General features: G+C 40.4%; 20 protein-coding genes and 1 other annotated feature. Of the genes, 16 read left to right on the forward strand and 4 right to left on the reverse strand.

Annotated elements, in window-relative coordinates; genetic code table 11:
- The first annotated feature begins 6 nt into the window (after nt 1–6).
- A complete protein-coding gene (locus ACTJJD_RS17680) occupies nt 7–1,086 on the forward strand; it encodes a tetraprenyl-beta-curcumene synthase family protein (protein WP_041507625.1) in 1,080 nt (359 codons plus the stop codon).
- 231 nt (nt 1,087–1,317) lie between these two features.
- The gene (locus ACTJJD_RS17685) at nt 1,318–2,094 is read left to right on the forward strand and encodes a sporulation protein (protein WP_327868403.1); all 777 of its coding nucleotides are present in this window, start codon (nt 1,318–1,320) and stop codon (nt 2,092–2,094) included.
- Between the two features lie 19 nt (nt 2,095–2,113).
- Here the strand turns inward: ACTJJD_RS17685 and ACTJJD_RS17690 are convergent, their stop codons facing one another.
- Together ACTJJD_RS17690 and ACTJJD_RS17695 are read right to left on the reverse strand one after the other, a co-directional pair.
- A complete protein-coding gene (locus tag ACTJJD_RS17690; RefSeq protein ID WP_327868404.1) occupies nt 2,114–2,692 on the reverse strand; it encodes a tRNA (mnm(5)s(2)U34)-methyltransferase in 579 nt (192 codons plus the stop codon).
- Nucleotides 2,689–3,654 (reverse strand): TIGR01212 family radical SAM protein, encoded by a 966-nt coding sequence (locus tag ACTJJD_RS17695; RefSeq protein WP_017358356.1) that lies wholly within the window; start codon nt 3,652–3,654, stop codon nt 2,689–2,691. The genes ACTJJD_RS17690 and ACTJJD_RS17695 overlap by 4 nt, the downstream gene beginning before the upstream one ends.
- A 152-nt stretch (nt 3,655–3,806) precedes the next feature.
- Between ACTJJD_RS17695 and ACTJJD_RS17700 the strand changes: the two genes are divergently transcribed.
- From ACTJJD_RS17700 to ACTJJD_RS17735, 8 genes are all read left to right on the forward strand, one after another.
- Nucleotides 3,807–4,082 (forward strand): YtzC family protein, encoded by a 276-nt coding sequence (locus ACTJJD_RS17700; RefSeq protein WP_440608709.1) that lies wholly within the window; start codon nt 3,807–3,809, stop codon nt 4,080–4,082.
- A gap of 150 nt (nt 4,083–4,232) precedes the next feature.
- Nucleotides 4,233–4,565: a hypothetical protein gene (locus ACTJJD_RS17705; protein ID WP_079919401.1), complete on the forward strand. Its 333-nt coding sequence runs from the start codon at nt 4,233–4,235 to the stop codon at nt 4,563–4,565.
- A gap of 267 nt (nt 4,566–4,832) precedes the next feature.
- A complete protein-coding gene (locus ACTJJD_RS17710) occupies nt 4,833–5,012 on the forward strand; it encodes a hypothetical protein (RefSeq protein ID WP_008342991.1) in 180 nt (59 codons plus the stop codon).
- Between the two features lie 17 nt (nt 5,013–5,029).
- On the forward strand, nt 5,030–5,422 hold the full coding sequence (locus ACTJJD_RS17715) for a GntR family transcriptional regulator (protein WP_017358353.1): 393 nt from the start codon (nt 5,030–5,032) through the stop codon (nt 5,420–5,422).
- A complete protein-coding gene (locus ACTJJD_RS17720; RefSeq protein ID WP_007501894.1) occupies nt 5,415–6,293 on the forward strand; it encodes an ATP-binding cassette domain-containing protein in 879 nt (292 codons plus the stop codon). Before ACTJJD_RS17715 ends, ACTJJD_RS17720 begins: the two co-directional genes overlap by 8 nt.
- On the forward strand, nt 6,287–7,270 hold the full coding sequence (locus ACTJJD_RS17725; protein ID WP_440608710.1) for an ABC transporter ATP-binding protein: 984 nt from the start codon (nt 6,287–6,289) through the stop codon (nt 7,268–7,270). Before ACTJJD_RS17720 ends, ACTJJD_RS17725 begins: the two co-directional genes overlap by 7 nt.
- A gap of 21 nt (nt 7,271–7,291) precedes the next feature.
- The gene (locus ACTJJD_RS17730) at nt 7,292–7,990 is read left to right on the forward strand and encodes an ABC transporter ATP-binding protein (RefSeq protein ID WP_019743693.1); all 699 of its coding nucleotides are present in this window, start codon (nt 7,292–7,294) and stop codon (nt 7,988–7,990) included.
- Nucleotides 7,980–9,290: an ABC transporter permease gene (locus tag ACTJJD_RS17735; protein ID WP_017358351.1), complete on the forward strand. Its 1,311-nt coding sequence runs from the start codon at nt 7,980–7,982 to the stop codon at nt 9,288–9,290. The genes ACTJJD_RS17730 and ACTJJD_RS17735 overlap by 11 nt, the downstream gene beginning before the upstream one ends.
- Nucleotides 9,291–9,350: 60 nt before the next feature.
- Here the strand turns inward: ACTJJD_RS17735 and ACTJJD_RS17740 are convergent, their stop codons facing one another.
- Together ACTJJD_RS17740 and ACTJJD_RS17745 are read right to left on the reverse strand one after the other, a co-directional pair.
- Nucleotides 9,351–10,049, reverse strand: a complete 699-nt coding sequence (locus ACTJJD_RS17740; RefSeq protein WP_341021066.1) for a sunset domain-containing protein — start codon at nt 10,047–10,049, stop codon at nt 9,351–9,353.
- A gap of 282 nt (nt 10,050–10,331) precedes the next feature.
- Nucleotides 10,332–11,135, reverse strand: a complete 804-nt coding sequence (locus ACTJJD_RS17745) for a PAS domain-containing protein (RefSeq protein ID WP_007501884.1) — start codon at nt 11,133–11,135, stop codon at nt 10,332–10,334.
- 425 nt (nt 11,136–11,560) lie between these two features.
- Here ACTJJD_RS17745 and ACTJJD_RS17750 point away from each other — a divergent pair, with 425 nt between their 5' ends.
- From ACTJJD_RS17750 to ACTJJD_RS17775, 6 genes are all read left to right on the forward strand, one after another.
- A complete protein-coding gene (locus tag ACTJJD_RS17750) occupies nt 11,561–11,890 on the forward strand; it encodes a DUF4257 domain-containing protein (protein WP_008343006.1) in 330 nt (109 codons plus the stop codon).
- A 102-nt stretch (nt 11,891–11,992) separates the two neighbouring features.
- Nucleotides 11,993–12,214, forward strand: a binding site (T-box leader).
- A 97-nt stretch (nt 12,215–12,311) separates the two neighbouring features.
- The gene (gene leuS / locus ACTJJD_RS17755; protein ID WP_019743697.1) at nt 12,312–14,726 is read left to right on the forward strand and encodes a leucine--tRNA ligase; all 2,415 of its coding nucleotides are present in this window, start codon (nt 12,312–12,314) and stop codon (nt 14,724–14,726) included.
- A gap of 130 nt (nt 14,727–14,856) precedes the next feature.
- Nucleotides 14,857–15,759 (forward strand): dienelactone hydrolase family protein, encoded by a 903-nt coding sequence (locus tag ACTJJD_RS17760; protein ID WP_017367887.1) that lies wholly within the window; start codon nt 14,857–14,859, stop codon nt 15,757–15,759.
- A gap of 52 nt (nt 15,760–15,811) precedes the next feature.
- Nucleotides 15,812–16,564, forward strand: a complete 753-nt coding sequence (locus ACTJJD_RS17765; protein WP_377836842.1) for an NAD-dependent epimerase/dehydratase family protein — start codon at nt 15,812–15,814, stop codon at nt 16,562–16,564.
- 218 nt (nt 16,565–16,782) lie between these two features.
- Nucleotides 16,783–17,643 carry a carbohydrate ABC transporter permease gene (locus ACTJJD_RS17770; protein ID WP_098680761.1) on the forward strand — a complete coding sequence of 287 codons (861 nt, stop codon included), beginning with the start codon at nt 16,783–16,785 and terminating at the stop codon, nt 17,641–17,643.
- A 25-nt stretch (nt 17,644–17,668) separates the two neighbouring features.
- Nucleotides 17,669–19,168 carry an extracellular solute-binding protein gene (locus ACTJJD_RS17775; RefSeq protein WP_057079182.1) on the forward strand — a complete coding sequence of 500 codons (1,500 nt, stop codon included), beginning with the start codon at nt 17,669–17,671 and terminating at the stop codon, nt 19,166–19,168.
- Nucleotides 19,169–19,181: the final 13 nt, after the last annotated feature.

Below are 19,181 nucleotides of genomic sequence, written 5' to 3' on the forward strand. Positions count from 1 at the left end.
ATTGATTTGTCAGTACCAGAACGTCCTTTTGCACTGATGACGAAGGTGTATAAAGATATTTTTCCGCTAGTTCATCAGGAGCTAAAAAAGTGGCGGGCTCATGCAGAAATGATTGAAAATGAAGAACTGAGAACGCAGGCACTAGCGAGCATATCTAGTAAAACCTTTCACTGTGAAGGCGGGGGAATTTTATCTCTGCTTGCAGGTGAAGCGAAGGAAACGTGTATTGAATTCATTGTGGCGTACCAAACGATTAGCGATTACTTAGATAATTTGTGTGACCGCAGTACATCACTTGATCCAAAGGATTTTCATATGCTGCATCAGGCAATGAGAGATGCACTCGATATTCATGCGGAGCTTAAGCCGTATTATCAATTCCGTGATGATCAAGAGGATCATGGGTACTTGCATGCGCTAGTCAGGACGTGCCAAGATGTGCTGTCACGTCTAGCGCATTATCCGATCATTCAGCCCTATTTACATACGCTGTGTGATTATTATAGTGATTTACAAGTACATAAGCATGTGGTTCCTCATGAGCGTGAACCTCGATTAGAGTCATGGTTCCGCCAGTATGAAAAGGATTTACCAAAGATGGAGTGGTATGAGTTTTCCGCATGTGCAGGATCAACGCTGGGTATTTTCTGTCTTGTGGCTTATGCACTGCAGCCTGATTTTACAGAGAAGCAGGCGAAGCAAATTTACGAAAGCTATTTCCCTTATATTCAAGGTCTGCACATCTTACTGGACTATTTAATCGACCAAGAAGAGGACAGGTTGGAAGGCGATTTGAATTTTTGCTCGTACTACAACTCTCATCATGAGATGATGGATAGACTACAGCATTTTATTGAAAAAGCGGATGAACAGCTGAAAGGCATTCCACACGAGAATTTTCACAAACTAATCAATAGAGGGTTACTTGCGGTCTATTTGTCTGATGAAAAAGTGACAGCCCAAAAAGAGATGAACAAGCTGGCAAAGCGGTTGATCAAATCAAGCGGGAAAACATCGTTCTTTTTCTATATCAATGGCAGAGCCTATCGAACCTATCAGAAAATGCCTTGGAAGAAATCTTCTTAAAGGATAAAGAAAGCTCATCAGCTTGTAGAAAATGGTTTTCTACAAGCTTTTTTGTTTTGAACTGTTTCGCTTTGGGCCATGTACAGTTCTTTTATGATTACAATCCTCTTATTTGCTGCCGATATTATTCTTAGTGTACGAAAAATAGGAGAAAAGTATGGATCGAATGAATCGTATCTACTCCTTATGACGTATATTTGTTGAAAAACTTAAAAAAGGGGAAGGTCGAATATGTCATTTTTTAAAAAGTTTGCAGCAAGTGTGGGAATCGGTGCAGCAAAAGTGGATACAATTTTGGAGAAAGATGCGTATGAACCAGGAGAAGAAGTAAAGGGAACAGTCCATGTGAAGGGCGGAAAAGTGCCTCAAGATATTCGCTATATTGATTTAAAGTTGAATACATGGTACACCATCGTAAAAGATGATGAAGAGCAGCGAAAATACACAACGATCCATTCTCTCCGAGTGACTGAATCATTCACGATTCAGCCTGGGGAAGCTCATCAGTTTACTTTCTCTTTTTACCTTCCTCTTGATACACCAATGACTGTAGGTAAAGTAGAGGTGGCTGTTGTGACAGACCTTGATATTCAAGGCGGTATTGATAAATCTGATCATGACCGCATTTTTGTAAGCGCGCACCCGTGGGTGAAACGTGTGCTTGAAGCTGTTGGAAATTTAGGCTTTCACCTTCATGAGGCAGACTGTGAAGAAGCACCTTATTTCAGGCGCCGCCTTCCCTTTGTTCAAGAGTTTGAGTTCATACCGACTTCCGATTATTATCGTCAAATGCTTGATGAGTTAGAGGTGATTTTCTTCATTGATGAAGAGGGGCTAGATATCATTTTTGAAGTTGACCGCAGAGCAAGAGGGCTGCGTGGCTGGCTGGAAGAAATGTATAATGACGGAGAACAGCTTGTACGTGTCCGCTTTACTCGATCAGAGCTTGCAGATGCAGAAGAGCTGGAAGTAGTGCTTGAAGAAATCATTGACCAATACGCTTATTAAATAATAAAACTCAAATCCATTAAGAGGATTTGAGTTTTTTTTCGATGGCTACCACAAAGGGCGGATCGTTTTGAATATTCATGTATTGATAAGATATTACCTGTACTTCTTCGTGATGGAGTGTTTTGCAATAATCAAGAAGGATGTCCTTCTCTTTTTTTCCTTCGGGATGACCGTGGTAAATCACAAGAACGATCAGACCTCCAGGCTTAAGCCAATCCATGAGCTGTTTGATCGCTTCAATGGTCGTATGTGCCTGAGTCGTGACGGTTTTATCGCCTCCTGGTAAATATCCAAGATTGAACACTGCACCAGATATGTGGCCATAAGCATCCGCTGGCAGATGCTCAGCAAGTTGTTCATGTCCGTCATGGATCAGGTGAACGTTTGGGTAGTGCTCACCAAGTCTTTTGCTTGTTTGCTCAATGGCTTCCTTCTGTACATCGAATGCGAAAACTTGTCCATCCTTCCCGACAAGGTCAGCTAAATAGCGTGTATCATGCCCATTCCCCATCGTTGCATCAATGACAATATCGCCTTTTTGACAAGCACGCTCTAACAGTTCTTTACTAAAAGGGAGCATCCGTTTTAAAATCATTTTGCCGCTTCTTCCAATCTGACGAAGCGTTTGCCCTGGTAGCTGTTACGTCTTTCAAGCTCAGCATTAATGGCATTAAGCACTTCCCATTTATTCACACTCCACATTGGACCTACCATTAATTCAATGGGACCATCACCTGTAATACGGTGAATAATCATTTCTGGGGGCAGGATCTCCAGTTGATCACAGACAAGCTGGACATATTCCTCTTGGCTGAGAAATTCTAGTTTGCCTTTCTCATATTGCTTTACCATCGGTGTTCCTTTTAACAAGTGAAGTAGATGAATTTTAATTCCTTGCACATCTAAATCAGCGACAGCTTTTGCTGTCTCCATCATCATATCTCGGTTTTCAAGAGGAAGACCGTTGATGATATGTGAACAGACTCGAATGCCATGTTTTCGCAGTTTTTCTACACCTTCTACGTAGCATTCATAATCATGAGCACGGTTGATGAGCATCGCTGTCCGCTCATGTACAGTTTGTAGACCAAGTTCAACCCATAGATAGGTCCGTTCGTTTAACTCAGCTAAATATTCCACGACGTCATCTGGCAGACAATCAGGTCTTGTGGCAATCGATAAACCAACCACTCCATCCAGATTCATGACGGTTTCGTATTTTTCTTTTAAAACAGGAAGCGGCGCATGTGTGTTTGTGTAAGCTTGGAAATACGCCATGTATTTTCCGTCTTTCCATTTTGTATGCATCCGATCCTTGATTTCATTAAATTGAGTGATGAGATCATCCGCCCGGTTCCCTGCAAAATCACCAGATCCTGCTGCGCTGCAAAATGTGCAGCCTCCATGTGCGACAGTACCATCACGGTTTGGACAATCAAAGCCGCCGTCTAATGCGACTTTAAATACTTTATGACCAAAGTGCTCACGCAAATGATAATTCCATGTGTGATAACGTTTTTCGCTGTTTGAATATAAAAAAGGGTTATGCTGATCCAAGTCAGTAACCTCCTTGCATAATAATAGGCATCCTTAAAGTTTAACAAAAATCACGAAAGAGGACAATTGAATCTGTCCAACATTTTCTTTAGTGAAAAAGCTTTACGTGGGCAAAATAGGCGAGAGCAATGATGAAATGGAGGGATGGTAAGATGGCAACTAGAAAATCAATCGATGAATTTGTCCAAAAAAGCACTGAAACTCTTGAGTTTGCAAGCGAACAGTTTGATTTGAGCTCTCGCCAAGAACATTATAACGTAGAAGAATTTTCAAAAGCGCAGCTCTTGCTTGAGGATGCGGTGAATGAATTAGAAAAGTTAAAAGATGTCGCCAATGATCAGCAAAGAGAACGTTTAGACAGAACGCGTGTACAAATTCAAAGTCTGCAAAACCAAATGATTTTAGGTATTTCATACGAGAACGAATGATGAACAGATCCTTCTTTTAAGGGTCTGTTTTTATTTTTTGGCTGTTTTCGCAAAGATTGTTGTTTTTGGATATATATTTGTAATAGGTTTTTGTTCTGTTAAAGTATGTTATATATAGAAATTGCAAATATCTTCAAGGGGGTAGAAGAAATGTTGGAGACTCTTCCTGATTGGTTTTGGGCATTATATTACTTGTTTTTCTTAGCAACATTAGGAACCGCAATATTCAGTGTTGTGAAAAATAAACATAGGGGATTGTCCATTCTAACCATTGTATTTACTGTTACAATTCCGATTATTAGCCTGATAAATAGCATTGGTAGAGTAGAAGGAATGAATGAATTTGAACACTTATTTAGTCAATTGCGACAGGGTGCAGTTTGGTCTATCTTTACAGTTATAGGCTATATATTTTTATTAGTATGGTGGGTGCTAATCCTGTTCAAAAGCAAGTCCAAAAACAAAGGAATAGTATCTAATTAAAACATTGTAGAGACCTCAATATTCGGGGTCTTTTATTATGCACTTTTTCAGGCGATTATGAAAGTGATGAACGTGTTGAACACCCTAAACCAGAAGCAAACCTGACTTCACGAATGCTTTTGAGTAGTTTCGTAAATTTTATCTGGTTCGTCTGCCTATTTTTTTCTAGAGTCCCTTGACTTTTCAATCAAGTGTCTATATTGTATTAAGTGTACTATATCAACTAATACACTATAGACACTTAAACGTGAAGAAAGGTGTTTAACCATGAAAAAAGAAAAAAAACCAATCAATTTAAAGTGGATGGTGCTGGCTGTTGCGTTAGCATGTACATTTTTTTTCGTTCTCGTTTTCATTGGTTTTGAAGTTCAAAAAGATTTCATTCCAAATTCGGTCCCTTTAATGCAAGGACATGATCAAGCGATAGGACTGCAAAAGCATGAATGAGAAAAGAGGGAGCCATCATGATTCAAATAGATCCAAGAAGCGCTGCACCAATATATGAACAAATCATTGAGCAGTTAAAAATTTTGTGCTTAAAAGGCGTGATGAAACCAGGTGACAAACTGCCCTCTGTGAGAGAGCTTGCCACCATTATTATTGCGAATCCAAACACCGTCAGCAAAGCGTATAAAGAGCTTGAACGGGAAGGAATTATTGAAACATTAAGAGGCCGTGGAACGTATGTGACAGAAGGTGCACAGTTAAAGCTGAATGAAGGGAAGGTGTTAGAGATGAAGGAGCAATTAAGGCAACTCATTATTGAAGCTCATTATGCCGGTATTGATATTCATCAACTCAAAGAGTGGTTGGAGGAGATCGGCTCAAGTCTAAAAGGAGGAAACCAAGTTGATTGAGGTCAGAAATGTATCAAAGAAATTAAATGGACGTGAAGTACTCAGCAACGTTTCCTTCAAGATAGGCGAAGGAGAGATCTTTGGCCTGCTTGGCCGGAATGGCTCTGGTAAAACAACACTTCTTCGCTTGATTCAGCAAATCCTTCTTCCAGATGAAGGAGAGATTTATTTTAAAGATGTACTCGTAAAAGACCACCCGTTAGTGAAGCAAAATATTGTGTATATGCCAGTCGTAAATCCCTACTTTGACCGGTACAATTATGGACAGCTTGTGAAGCTGTTAAAACAACTGTATCCAAAGTTTGACGTGACATATGCCAATGAGCTTGTGAACCGGTATGAGATTCCGGAAAAAGTGAAATACCGTGAATTGTCGACAGGTTTAAAGAAACAGCTGTCTCTCATTTTAAGTTTTGCCATCAAACCAGCAGTCATTTTGTTAGATGAGCCGACAGACGGGATTGATGCAGTCACAAGAAATGACGTTCTTCAGCTGATGATTGACGAGGTGGCAGAACGACAAACAACGATTTTAATTACATCGCACCGTTTAGAGGATATTGAGCGTATGTGTAACCGAATCGGGTTTTTGGAAGGAAATCAGCTCACAAGTGTTATGGATTTAGATGAATTAAAGAATGACTACGTCAAAATCCAGATGGCATTTGAAGAGGATATGAACTTAAGTATTAGAAAAAAAGGCGTTGCCATCTTAGATCAAGCGGGTGTGTTCTATACAGCACTTGTACTCAAAACAGATGAAGAAGCAAAAGAGTATTTGAAATCACTTGAACCAAAAGTTTGGCATGAACTGCCTGTAAATTTAGAAGAAGTATTCATTGCGAAGTTTGGAGGGAAACGCAGATGGTAAAGCGGCAATTGTTATATAAGGAATGGAAGCAGTCTGAGCTGACATTCATTTTAGTGATGCTTGTTGCGGTCTTTGCGACGCCATTATCCCTCTTAATGGAGTACTCAACCTTTCAAGATTGTTTGGAAAACCGAGACTGTCTAATGGATACAACAACATTCACTTATATTTTTAAGACGGACGCATTTCTCTCACTTTCATGGGTCATGGGAATATTTTTTGCTGTGATTCAGCTAGGATTTGAAAGAAATAAAGGGCAGATGGACTTTACCGTATCCTTGCCGTTTAGTAGAAGTTCCATCTTTCACACAAAGTTTTTCTTAGGTGCTGGAATTATTGCAAGTGTTCATGCTGTTTCATACCTTCTCATTTATTTATTAAAATTAGGTCTTGGTCCAATAGAGACACCTGGATTTAACAGTCTTTATGTCTCTGCACTGTTGTCAGCCTTGATGATCTATAGTTTGTTTTTTGCAGCAGGTGCTTTAACAGGGAGTGCTATTTCTCAAGCAATCGTTGGATTTAGTACAGCTATTTTACCTTACTTAGTGATTGGTTTACCAATCCTTCATTTAGATTTTATCTTTAAAACAAGCGGGATGTGGCTGGATAAAATCTTTAATTTCTTGATCACGCCCATTTCCCCAATTAATTATATTACAGCTACCAGTTTTTATCAGGAATATCCGCTTTGGTTCAATGGTGAAGAATACATCGTTCCAATTGTCATGATGTTGCTATTTTACCTTATTGGCTTGTTTAGCTTTATTAAACATCCAATTGAACGAAATGGCCGATTCTTCCTTTATTCAATAATGGATCGCCCAATTCAAATTATGGTGATCGTGTTTGGCGTCTTAGGGTTTGGCTGGGTTGGTTTCTCCTCAGATTCCTTAATTGGATATTTTGTTGGCATGTTCATCGGTGGAGCTGTAGGTGCACTGACGAGTTATTTCTTAATCTATCGAAAAAGATAAACAGAGAGCAGGGGAGTAGAGATGATTCAAATTCAATCGTTAGATCATGTGTTTAAAATTGGGAAAAAGGGCAGGGAGAACGAAATTCCTGTGCTCAAAGACATTGACTTGTCTATTAATAGAGGCGATATTGCATGTATCGTCGGACGAAGCGGTTCGGGGAAGTCGACTTTACTGAATCTAATATCGGGATATATTACGCCAACAAGCGGACAAATTATCGTTGATGGCACCAATGTGACTGGCTTTAATGAGAAAGAATGGGCAGACTTTCGGTTAGATCATTTTGGCTTTATCTTTCAAAGCTTTCAATTGATCGGGAGTTTAACAACATATGAGAACGTTGAACTTCCGCTCACTTTAAAAGGTGTGAAGCCGTCTGAGCGAAAAGTGAAAGTAAAGGAAATGCTGAAACGAGTTGGTCTTGAACATCACGCAGGACATTATCCTAATGAACTATCAGGTGGACAGCAGCAGCGTGTGAGTATTGCAAGAGCCTTGATCCTTAATCCGTCTATTATTTTAGCGGATGAGCCAACAGGCAGTCTGGATTCAGAAACTGAAGGCGAAATTCTAGCCTTTATCCAGCAGCTTAATCGTGAAAAAGGAATTACATTTGTCATCATTACACATGACGATGAAGTCGCTTCAATCGCAGACACAACGTTCCAGCTTCATGATGGTGTATTAAAGAAAGGGGATCAGTCCATTGAAATTTAGAGATCAGGTCAAATTCATCAGAAGAAATATGAAGAAAAATAGATTGCGTGTGTTTATGACCATACTTGCAACGACAATGGCATGCTCTTTCTTAATCGTTCTAGCGTCAGTTGGTTTTGGTCTGCAAAAATCGGCTCAAGATGAAATCATGAAACAACAAATTATCACAGAAATTAAAGTGTTAGGCAAAGAAAAAGGTGACGTCAAGGTTGACGATTTAAAGAAATATGATCATGCGAAATCTGTCGTTGCGAGAACGTCAATCATTCCATCGGTTCACGTCGAGCTCGATAATCGCTCAAGTGATACGCAGGCTGTACTGACAGATATGAAAGAAGAAAAAGAGGCAGGCCTTGAACTAGACCGTGGAAAAGTCCCAACATCGGCGAATGAAATTGTAGTTGGGTATCAAATGGCAGAACAACTTTGGACGGAAAAAGAACGAAAAGACTATGAAAAAGAAATGAATCAGACATCAAATGGTGAAGAGACACCGGAAGAGCCAAAAGGCTATACGAAGGAAATTTTAAACAAAGTCATTCAAATCAAGGTGCCAAAACTGAATGAAGAAAATGAAGTGGTGAAAGAAAAGACGTTCGATTTCCGTGTCGTCGGTGTATTGAAGAAACCGAATTTGGAGTGGCAGCAGGATCATAAAATTCTTATTCCGAATGCTTATGAAAAAGAATTTAGTCAAGTGCTCGATCTGTCTCCTGATGCAGGAAATGTCGAAAAAATGACGTCTGTCTATGCTGATAAGTTCGACAATGTCGGTGCGCTCACAGATAAGCTGACAGATGACGGCTATCAAGTCATCTCTGTGACGAATCAGCTTGAAGGAATGGATATGTTCTTTACAGTCTTTAAAATTGGACTCATCTTTGTTGGATGTATTGCGGTCATTATTTCGGCGATCGGCATTTTCAATACGATGACAATGGCCGTAACAGAGCGGACACAAGAGATTGGGATCATGAAAGCCATTGGTGCGAATCCTTCCATTATTAAGCGAATGTTCCTCATGGAAAGTGCTTATATTGGAGTGATTGGATCGATCATCGGGATCATCATCTCGTACATCGTTAGTTTTGCAGTGAATTTAATCATTCCAGCGATTTTGTCTTCCATGTCTGAGGGAGCATCAAGCGATCAATTCTCGATCACCTTCTCCTATATACCGCTAAGCCTTGTGGTCACAGCAACAGTGATTAGTGCAGGAGTTGCCATTATTTCTGGACTCAATCCAGCACGTAAGGCGACAAAAACGAATGTATTAACAGCATTAAGAAGAGAAATTTAAAGAAGAACCTCCTGTACCTATAGTGGGCTGACAGGAGGTTTTTTTATCGTCAAAAGATGTCTATTGCTTTGGTGCCCGGTACCCTGCACGCTCAGCTTCTTCTACGGAGCAGAACATTTTGGTCACGTTTTTTGTCCGTGAGTAGTATCTGCTACTTGGTGTGTGATATATGCCGTTGACACTTCCTTTAATATTACAGGCGGCAGATTCTTTTTTTGTTTCTTTTTGTGACTCATGACCGCCAGTATTCGACCCATCATCTTTAGGAGCAGATCGCTGTGCCGATGACGTGGTGTCTTTGTTTACTTTCTGGTGTTCTTTTTTGAGTGTTTCGTTTGTAGAGGTTAGCTTGTCTATTTTCTCTTCAAGCTCATGGATGGTTTTTTCTTGCTGTTTGACTGTCTTCTTTTCGGAGGTGATGTTTTCTAATTTCTTGGATAGCTTTTCTTTTTCTTTGGTCACGTCTTCTAAAGAGGCCGTCAGCGTTTCTTTGTCTTCCTTTAGACGAGAAAGGTCAGATGCTAATTGTTTTTGCTCTTTCAGCAGCTGTTCAGAAGATGGATCTGCTTGTGCTTTCGGAGCACCTGTGCCGGCAAACGGTAATGACATAATAGAAAAAACAAGACCAATGGTCAAAAAAGGATAGAAGAGTTTCTTTGAAAAGATTTGTTGATTTTGGTGTTTGAGTAATAAGAAATTCACGGCATATCCTATGGCGAAACAAATACATAAAAGACCTATGATGAGTAACATCATCATCTGGCAGCCCCCCTATATCGCTATTTATACCTATCATACCTCATTTTTCCATTTTGGGGAGCGGTTCAATTAAAAAAACCCTGTTTATACAGGGTTTTCAGCGTGTAGACAAACCCTCGCATTCGGTGTCAGTCCTGTGTGCCGGTGCTCACGAATGTGAAATTCGCTCCGCTCCGGTACTCGTCCTTCCTAGACTGCAAAGGTTTTCTATCACACTGAAAAGAAGACAAAGGGCTAAAATAAAGATCATTTTAGCCCTTTGTCAACAATCTGAAACCCTGTTTATACAGGGTTTTCAGCTAATGGCAATCCTTTGATTGCTTCTTTTACTGTTAAGTAAGTGATCGTATTCTGGAAGTCTGTATCTAAGTCTTTCATTTTCATCGCAAGCTGTGGTTTGATCCCAGTGATGATGAGTTCAGTTCCAGTTAAGTTCAGCAGGTGATGCAGTTTGAAAATTCGCGCTGCAACGGAATCATCGACATCGATTAAACCAGAAAGATCGACAATTAAATAATCATCCTTTGAATCTTCTAATATACAAGTTAACTTCGCGACGATGGCATCAAAGCGTTCTTCTGATAATTTTCCGATGAGTGGAAGAGCGGAAACACCATTTTTGATTGGGACAATTGGCGTCGACAGAGAGGTGACTTCCTGTAAGGAATCTTCTAGGAGTTGTTCATATTCTTTCTGCTTTGTAATGTCCTTTTGAAAGCCAATAAAAAATGTTTTGTCATCTTGTTCAATGTATAGAGGATCTATATTGAGTTCATTCCAAAAAAAAGTACCGTCTTTTTTATAATTTTTGAGCTGTGTGGTAATAGGTGTTTTGTTTTGAATTCCGTGACGTATTAAGGCAAGTTGCTCTTGATTTGTGTCTTTTCCTTGGAGGAATCGACAATTACGTCCAAGAATCTCATCTGGTTTGTATCCAGTCATTTGTGTAAAGCCATGATTCACATAAACGATAGGGTTATCCTCTAAAGAAGGGTCTGTAATGACAACACCAATCCGCGCATGATCCAGCGCTTTTTTTATGAGTTCAAGCTGTTTTTGCAAGCCGAAGATGTTCGAGCTGACCATATTACCCTCCTTTGCTGCTACTATTAGACATTTAAGATGGTTTTTTTGAAACCAAATGAATTCTTTTTAAACGTAACATAACATATGTTCTGTTTCAATGATTGCAATCGCTTTGTTAAATTTGTCATCATAGTTTGTCCTCCATTAGAATAGAGTAAGTAAGGAGACTTTTCATTAGAAAAAGAAGGGATCATTTGAGGAAAATTCATAAAATGACAAAAATAGTTAATATGGATTAGGTAAAAATGATTCCAATGCATCAAGATTGTTTTTGGGTCATTCACATATAATGGAAGAAACAAGCTTTTTTTCTTCGTTAGAGAGAATAGACCTTTTACATGGATTATGACGGAACAGCAGAATGGCATTACAGGGGGCTGGACAGCCTGAAGTCGCTTTACTATTCTAAGGGCTTTAGGAAGGTGATGAAAATGCTGCAACAAGTCATTATTGCTTGCGCCATTGGAGGGGTCATGGGCATTCTCGGTCACGTAAAGAAAAAAGGCAGGCTAGAGAAGCCCAGAATGACAAAGAAGTTTATTTATCTAGGGTTTATTGAAGATTGGCTCGTTGGGATGATTGCTGCTACACTGCTTGTCTTATCCTCAAATCCCGAATCTAGTCTGCACTTGATCATCTTATCCATTATTTCAGGTTACGGAGGAGAAGCAGTTCTGCGAAGCTTCGATTTTGTGAGAGAAGAACGTTCACAGGATGCAGGCTCCAACCGTCATAACCGATCTCCACACGAATAATATCCTCACTTTACCCTAGTCTAGGGTACATTCCCATTGTATACAAACCTGCTTGCACTTATGATCATAATTCTATAAAATACTACTTAGATGACGGTTACGATAAGAACAGTGAAGAGGAGTAGTAGGAAAGCAGTATTTGTCTTTAGAGAATTGACGGCTGGTGAAAGTCAATCAAATCTGCTTCTGAACTCGCCTCAGAGTTGCAGTTGCGTTAAAGCTTCTGTCGCATGTCTGCGTTAAAGATATTAAGTGAGCGTATGAACAGTTCATGACGCTAACAAGGGTGGTACCGCGGGAACCAAAAAATCTCTCGTCCCTTTCTAGGGATGAGGGTTTTTTGTTGATTTTAGAAAAATCTGAATTCTTGCAGTGGTCATCTGTGCAGATAAAGCCGTACACATTAAAGGAGGTTTTCACATTGAGTTTTCAGCATCGGGAAATTGAAAAGAAGTGGCAGGATTATTGGCTGACACATAAAACATTCGCCACATCTGACTCGGAAGATAAGCCAAAGTTTTATGCGCTAGATATGTTTCCTTATCCATCAGGAGCAGGGCTTCATGTAGGGCATCCTGAAGGATACACAGCAACGGATATTTTATCACGTATGAAACGTATGCAGGGATACGATGTTCTTCATCCAATGGGATGGGACGCATTTGGTCTTCCAGCGGAACAATATGCGCTGGATACAGGAAATGATCCAGCTGCATTTACAGAAGAGAACATTAATAATTTCCGCCGCCAAATTCAATCATTGGGCTTCTCGTATGATTGGGATCGAGAAATTAACACGACAGATCCGAATTATTATAAATGGACGCAGTGGATTTTCTTGAAATTGTACGAAAAAGGATTGGCGTATATTGATGAAGTACCTGTAAACTGGTGCCCAGCACTCGGTACAGTCCTTGCAAATGAAGAAGTCATTGATGGGAAAAGTGAGCGCGGAGGGCATCCTGTTGAAAGACGTCCAATGAAGCAATGGATGCTAAAAATTACAGCATATGCGGACAGGCTGTTAGAAGATTTAGAAGACATTGATTGGCCTGAAAGCATCAAAGATATGCAGCGCAACTGGATTGGACGTTCTGAAGGTGCACATGTTCACTTCGAAGTAGAAGGACATGACGAACAGTTTACGGTATTTACAACACGTCCTGATACACTATTTGGTGCAACATATGCCGTTCTTGCACCAGAGCATGCACTAGTTGAAAAAATTACAACAGCTGCTCAAAAAGAAGCAGTTGAAGCATATATCAAAGAAATTCAATCTAAGAGTGACTTAGAGCGGACAGATCTTGCTAAAACGAAAACGGGCATTTTCACAGGTGCTTATGCCATCAATCCATTAAATGGGGAAAAGATGCCGATTTGGATTGCAGATTATGTGTTAGCCACATATGGCACTGGAGCGATCATGGCAGTTCCTGCTCATGATGAGCGTGATTATGAATTCGCCAAAACATTCGATCTTCCAATCAAAGAGGTTGTTGAAGGCGGAGACATTGACAAAGAAGCCTACACAGGTGATGGAAAGCACATCAACTCTGATTTCTTAAACGGCTTAGGGAAAGAAGAAGCAATTGAAAAAGCCATTGCATGGCTAGAAGAACATCAAAAAGGTGAAAAGAAAGTCACTTATCGTTTAAGAGACTGGCTGTTCAGCCGTCAGCGTTACTGGGGAGAGCCAATTCCAATTATTCATTGGGAGGACGGAACATCTTCAGCTGTTTCAGAGGAAGAGCTTCCACTGATTTTGCCTAAGACGACTGAGATTAAGCCAAGCGGAACAGGTGAATCACCTTTAGCAAATATTAAAGACTGGGTTGAGGTTGTAGATCCTGTAACAGGTAAGAAAGGCCGCCGTGAAACGAATACAATGCCGCAATGGGCAGGCAGCTGCTGGTATTTCTTGCGTTATATTGATCCACATAACTCAGAAGAGCTTGCATCTCCTGAGAAGCTAAAGAAATGGCTTCCAGTTGATGTGTATATCGGCGGAGCAGAACATGCTGTACTGCATCTTCTATATGCGCGCTTCTGGCATAAGTTCTTGTATGATATCGGTGTTGTCCCAACAAAAGAACCTTTCATGAAATTGTTCAACCAAGGAATGATCCTTGGAGAAAACAATGAAAAGATGAGTAAATCCAAAGGGAACGTTGTCAACCCAGATGATATTGTAGAATCTCATGGTGCAGATACATTAAGACTGTATGAAATGTTCATGGGGCCTTTAGATGCGTCAATTGCTTGGTCTGAAACAGGTCTTGATGGTGCTCGTCGTTTCCTAGATCGTGTATGGCGTCTGTTTACAAATGAAGATGGCTCCATCAGTGATAAAGTGACAGAGCAATCTGGCGGGCCATTAGAGCGCAGCTACCATGAAACCGTCATGAAGGTAACGGATCATTATGAAGGCTTACGTTTCAATACTGGGATTTCACAATTAATGGTGTTCATCAACGATGCATACAAGGCTGACACACTGCCGAAAGAATATGCAGAAGGCTTTGTGAAACTTCTTTCTCCAATTGCACCGCATGTAGCGGAAGAGCTTTGGAACAAACTTGGTCATGAAGGGTCTATTTCTTATGAAGCATGGCCGCAATATGATGAGTCAAAACTTGTCGATGATGAAGTGGAAATTGTCGTACAGCTAAATGGAAAAGTGAAAGCAAAATTAACGGTTCCTGCTGATGCAACAAAAGAGCAACTAGAAGAGCTTGCGAAAAATGATGCACGGATAAAAGAACAGCTTGAAGGGAAAACAATCCGTAAAGTGATTGCGGTTCCTGGAAAACTTGTCAATATTGTCGCGAACTAATGAACGCACCCATCGGTATCAGCCGATGGGTGTTGTTTATTTCCCGGGACATAATTTTGTCGAAAACAAGGTGATTCCTCCATCAATCTCGTATTTAACAAGTTGATCAAGAAAATGAGGAGTGACGTCAATGGAAAAGGAAAGCAAACGTGAACAACTGCTCAGTTTATTAGGGGAAATGCCAGAGCGCCATCGTGTGGAGGCGTATACGTTAAAGATTGAGGAACGTGAATCGTACTTAGTAGAAACACTCATTCTCTCTATTCATGGGGTGGAGGAAGTTCCGGCTTATTTTGTGAAGCCGAAAGATACAGTGAAAAAAAGGCCTGTTGTCTTGTTCCAGCATTCTCATGGTGGGAATTATGTGGATGGGAAAGAAGAGTTATTGAAGGGGGCTCATTATTTGCAAGCGCCTTCATACGCAAAAGAATTCACTTCAAAAGGTTATAGTGTGTTGGCGATTGACCACGCGGGATTTGGTGAAAGAAGGGGCAGAACAGAAAGTGAAATTTTCAAAGAAATGCTGTTAACAGGAAAAGTGATGTGGGGCATGATGCTGTATGAGAGCATGTGTGCAATTGATTATTTGTTGTCCCGCTCTGATGTGCTCCCAGAGCGTTTAGCTGTTTTTGGGATGTCAATGGGCGGTCTTCTTTCATGGTGGACGGCAGCACTTGATGAGAGGGTCAGTGTGTGTGTGGATCTTTGCGCACAGGTTGATCATCACACATTGATTGAAACGAATCATTTAGATAGACACGGTTTTTACTATTATGTACCAAGCTTAGCTAAGCACTTTACAGCAGCTGACATCCAAGAAATGATTTTCCCGAGACCGCATTTAAGCTTAGTTGGAAAACATGATCAGCTTACACCTGCTGAAGGTGTTGGACGAATTCAACAGACATTAAGTCAAGCCTATCAAGCTGCTTCCTTAAAGGAACGTTATCAGCTTGTAGGTCTACATGCAGGTCATTTTGAAACGGCTGCTATGCGCCACGAGGCTACACGTTTTTTGAAAAAGTGGCTGTAATCAACAGATGGCATGGACATACTACTCCGATAAAAGATGAAGGAGGAAACAGATGAAAAAAATCACCATGATTGGCGGATGTGGTGTCATCGGACGTTTATTAACTAAAGAGCTCTCTTCGGAGTATGACGTGACCATCATTGATCAAACAAGGTGTGTAGAAGAAGTCATCATGGCAGATGCGGCAATTGAAGAGAATTTGTTTCAAGCCATCCCAAGAGATACAGATGTGATCATTCATCTTTTAAACGTGGACATGACGCATGATGTGATGAATGAAAAGGAGTTTGCAAAAATGAATGATGTGTTTTGGAAAAGCACGTATGATATGTTTCGTTCAGCGGCCCGGTTAAGCATTCCAAAAGTCATTTTTGCAAGCAGTAATCATGTGACAGATCGCTATGAAAAAGATGGTCACTCCTTACTAGGGCGAGAAATTACGACTGATGATGTACCAGCAACGAAAAATGTGTATGGCATTTTAAAATTTGCTTCCGAACAGCTTGGGCGTTTGTTTCACGATCAAACAGGTATGTCTGTCATCAATTTGAGAATTGGAACCGTCGTGACAGATGAGATGGAAGGATTGCACACCAAAAAAAGAACGAAACGAACGCTTCTTTCACATGAAGACCTTTTCAGCATGATCAAGGTTGCCATCGAAACAGACGTTCCATTTGGGACTTATTATGCCGTATCAGAAAACGAGGGAAAACCTTGGTCTACTGAGAAAACGAAGCAGGAGTTAGGCTACAGGCCAGATGTCAATACGGCAGAAATTCTGAAAGAAAACGATCAGGCATAGGGCATAATCATGACATTAGCTCATGATCTTTTTCTTTTCATTGATGAGGCTAAAAGCACGAATGGCATGATCATCTCTGTGGTCTGTCATGATGATTATAGACGCTTTCTTCCCCCGTTTGTTACATTTTAATCACGATATCGTCAAAGGCTGCAGCTTATGTTCAGACGAAATGATAACGCTTACAAAGAAAGGGCGTGATGAACATAGATCGTTCTATTAAAGGCCGATTGTTCAATGTATTTAATTACTCTTTTCTACTCATGTTCGCATTAATATGTGTGCTCCCGTTCATCCATGTCATTGCCGCCTCTTTTGCGACAGTAGAAGAGGTCATCTCAAAGAAGTTTATTTTGTTTCCAACGACGTTCTCTCTAGAGGCCTATCGCTATATCTTTTCTACAGATATTGTGTATCGCAGCCTGATTGTATCCATTCTTGTGACACTCGTTGGAACAGCGGTCAGCATGTTTTTATCCTCACTCATGGCGTATGGGCTGTCTCGTCAAGAGCTAAAGGGCCGAAGAACCCTCATGTTTCTCGTTGTCTTCACGATGCTGTTTAGCGGAGGGATGATTCCGACGTTTATCGTCGTGAAAACACTTGGGCTGCTTGATACTTACTGGTCACTCATTCTACCAGTGGCCATCAATGCATTCAATTTGATCATTTTGAAAAACTTCTTTCAAAACATACCAGCAAGCCTTGAAGAATCAGCGAAGATGGACGGCTGTAACGATTTAGGGATCTTCTTTAAAATCGTACTGCCACTTTCTTTGCCTGCTATTGCGACGATTTCACTTTTTTATGCCGTGACATATTGGAATACGTACATGACAGCCATTTTATATTTAAACGATTCGGTGAAATGGCCAATTCAGGTCCTGTTAAGACAAATCGTCATTGTATCAAGCGGTATGCAGGGAGATATGTCAGATATGGGCTCATCAACACCGCCGCCAGACCAAACCATTAAAATGGCGGTCATCGTCGTGGCGACCATTCCCGTTCTGCTTGTCTATCCATTTATTCAAAAGCATTTCAACAAAGGGGCATTACTAGGTTCTGTAAAGGGTTAAAAAGATGGAATAACGGAGGGATCTTATGGGGAGAAAGAAATTATGGCTGATTGCCTTTGTTTTGTTATTTGCCGCAAGTGGTATTCTGTCAGCTTGTTCAAGTAAAGGGGCAAGCTCATCAGATGAAAAGGTTGATTTAGACAAAAAGGTGAAGCTGACATGGATGGCGATTTTGTATCATCAGCAGCCGCCGAAAGATTCAGTGTTAGAAGAGATTGAGAAGCTCACAAATACAGAGCTTGATATTACGTGGGTGCCTGATGCGGTGAAAGAAGACCGTTTAAATTCAGCACTTGCCGCAGGGAACCTCCCGCAAATTGTGACGATTCAAGACATTAAGAATTCATCTGCTATCAATGCGTTTAGATCAGGCATGTTCTGGGAAATCGGTCCATACTTAAAGGATTATCCAAATTTAAGTAAGATGAACGAACTGATTAATAAAAATGCCTCTATCGATGGGAAGCTTTATGGCATTTATAGAGAGAGACCACTTTCAAGACAAGGGATTGTCATTCGAAAGGATTGGCTTGAAAATTTAAATTTGGATACACCAAAAACGCTAGAAGACCTTTATGAAGTAGCCAAGGCATTTACTGAAAAAGATCCGAACAAAAATGGCAAGGACGATACGATTGGTTTTACAGACCGTAACGATTTGATTTACGGTGCATTTAAAACGCTTGGTTCTTATGAAGGAATGCCAACAGATTGGAAAGAAGAAAACGGCAAATTTACGCCAGACTTTATGACGGATGAGTATATGAATACAATGAAATATATGAAAAAGCTGCGTGACAATGGTTATATAAACAAAGACTTCCCAGTCACAAGCAAAACGCAGCAGCAAGAATTGTTTTCACAAGGAAAAGCGGGTATCTATGTTGGAAATATGGTAGATGCAGTGAACTTAAGAGATGATGCAACAGATAAGAACATGGAAGTGGATATTATCAACCGAATCAAAGGCCCAGATGGCAAAGAACGAGTATGGGCATCAGGCGGCCATAATGGCATCTTCGCCTTCCCTAAAACAAGCGTCAAATCAGAAGCAGAGTTAAAGAGAATTTTGGCTTTCTTTGACCGCATTGCAGAAGAAGACGTGTATGGTCTCATGACATACGGGATTGATGGAAAGCATTATAACAAACAAGATGGAAATACATTTGTGAGGGAAGAAAGCCAAGTGAAAAGCTGGCAGACAGATGTACAGCCGCTTGTCAGCCTCGTAGGGATTGATAAACGTTACTTGAAAAATAAAGGCGATGCAGTTCGTACAAAATATGAAGAGCTGGAAGAAGACAATAAAAACATCATTGTCGCTAACCCTGCTGAAAGCCTGTATTCAGAAACAGCATCAGAGCGAGGAAATGAATTGAAGAAAATCATCGATGATGCGACCTATAAGTTCATTCTTGGTGATATCAACGAAGAACAATTTAAGAAAGATGTAGAGAAGTGGAAATCAAATGGTGGAAATAAAATCATAGAAGAATATGAAGCTTCTTTTAAAAAATCAAAATGATGAACATGAAGAC

Origin of the sequence: Bacillus sp. 22446 (assembly GCF_052044955.1) — a bacterium.
Taxonomy (GTDB): domain Bacteria; phylum Bacillota; class Bacilli; order Bacillales; family Bacillaceae; genus Bacillus; species Bacillus altitudinis.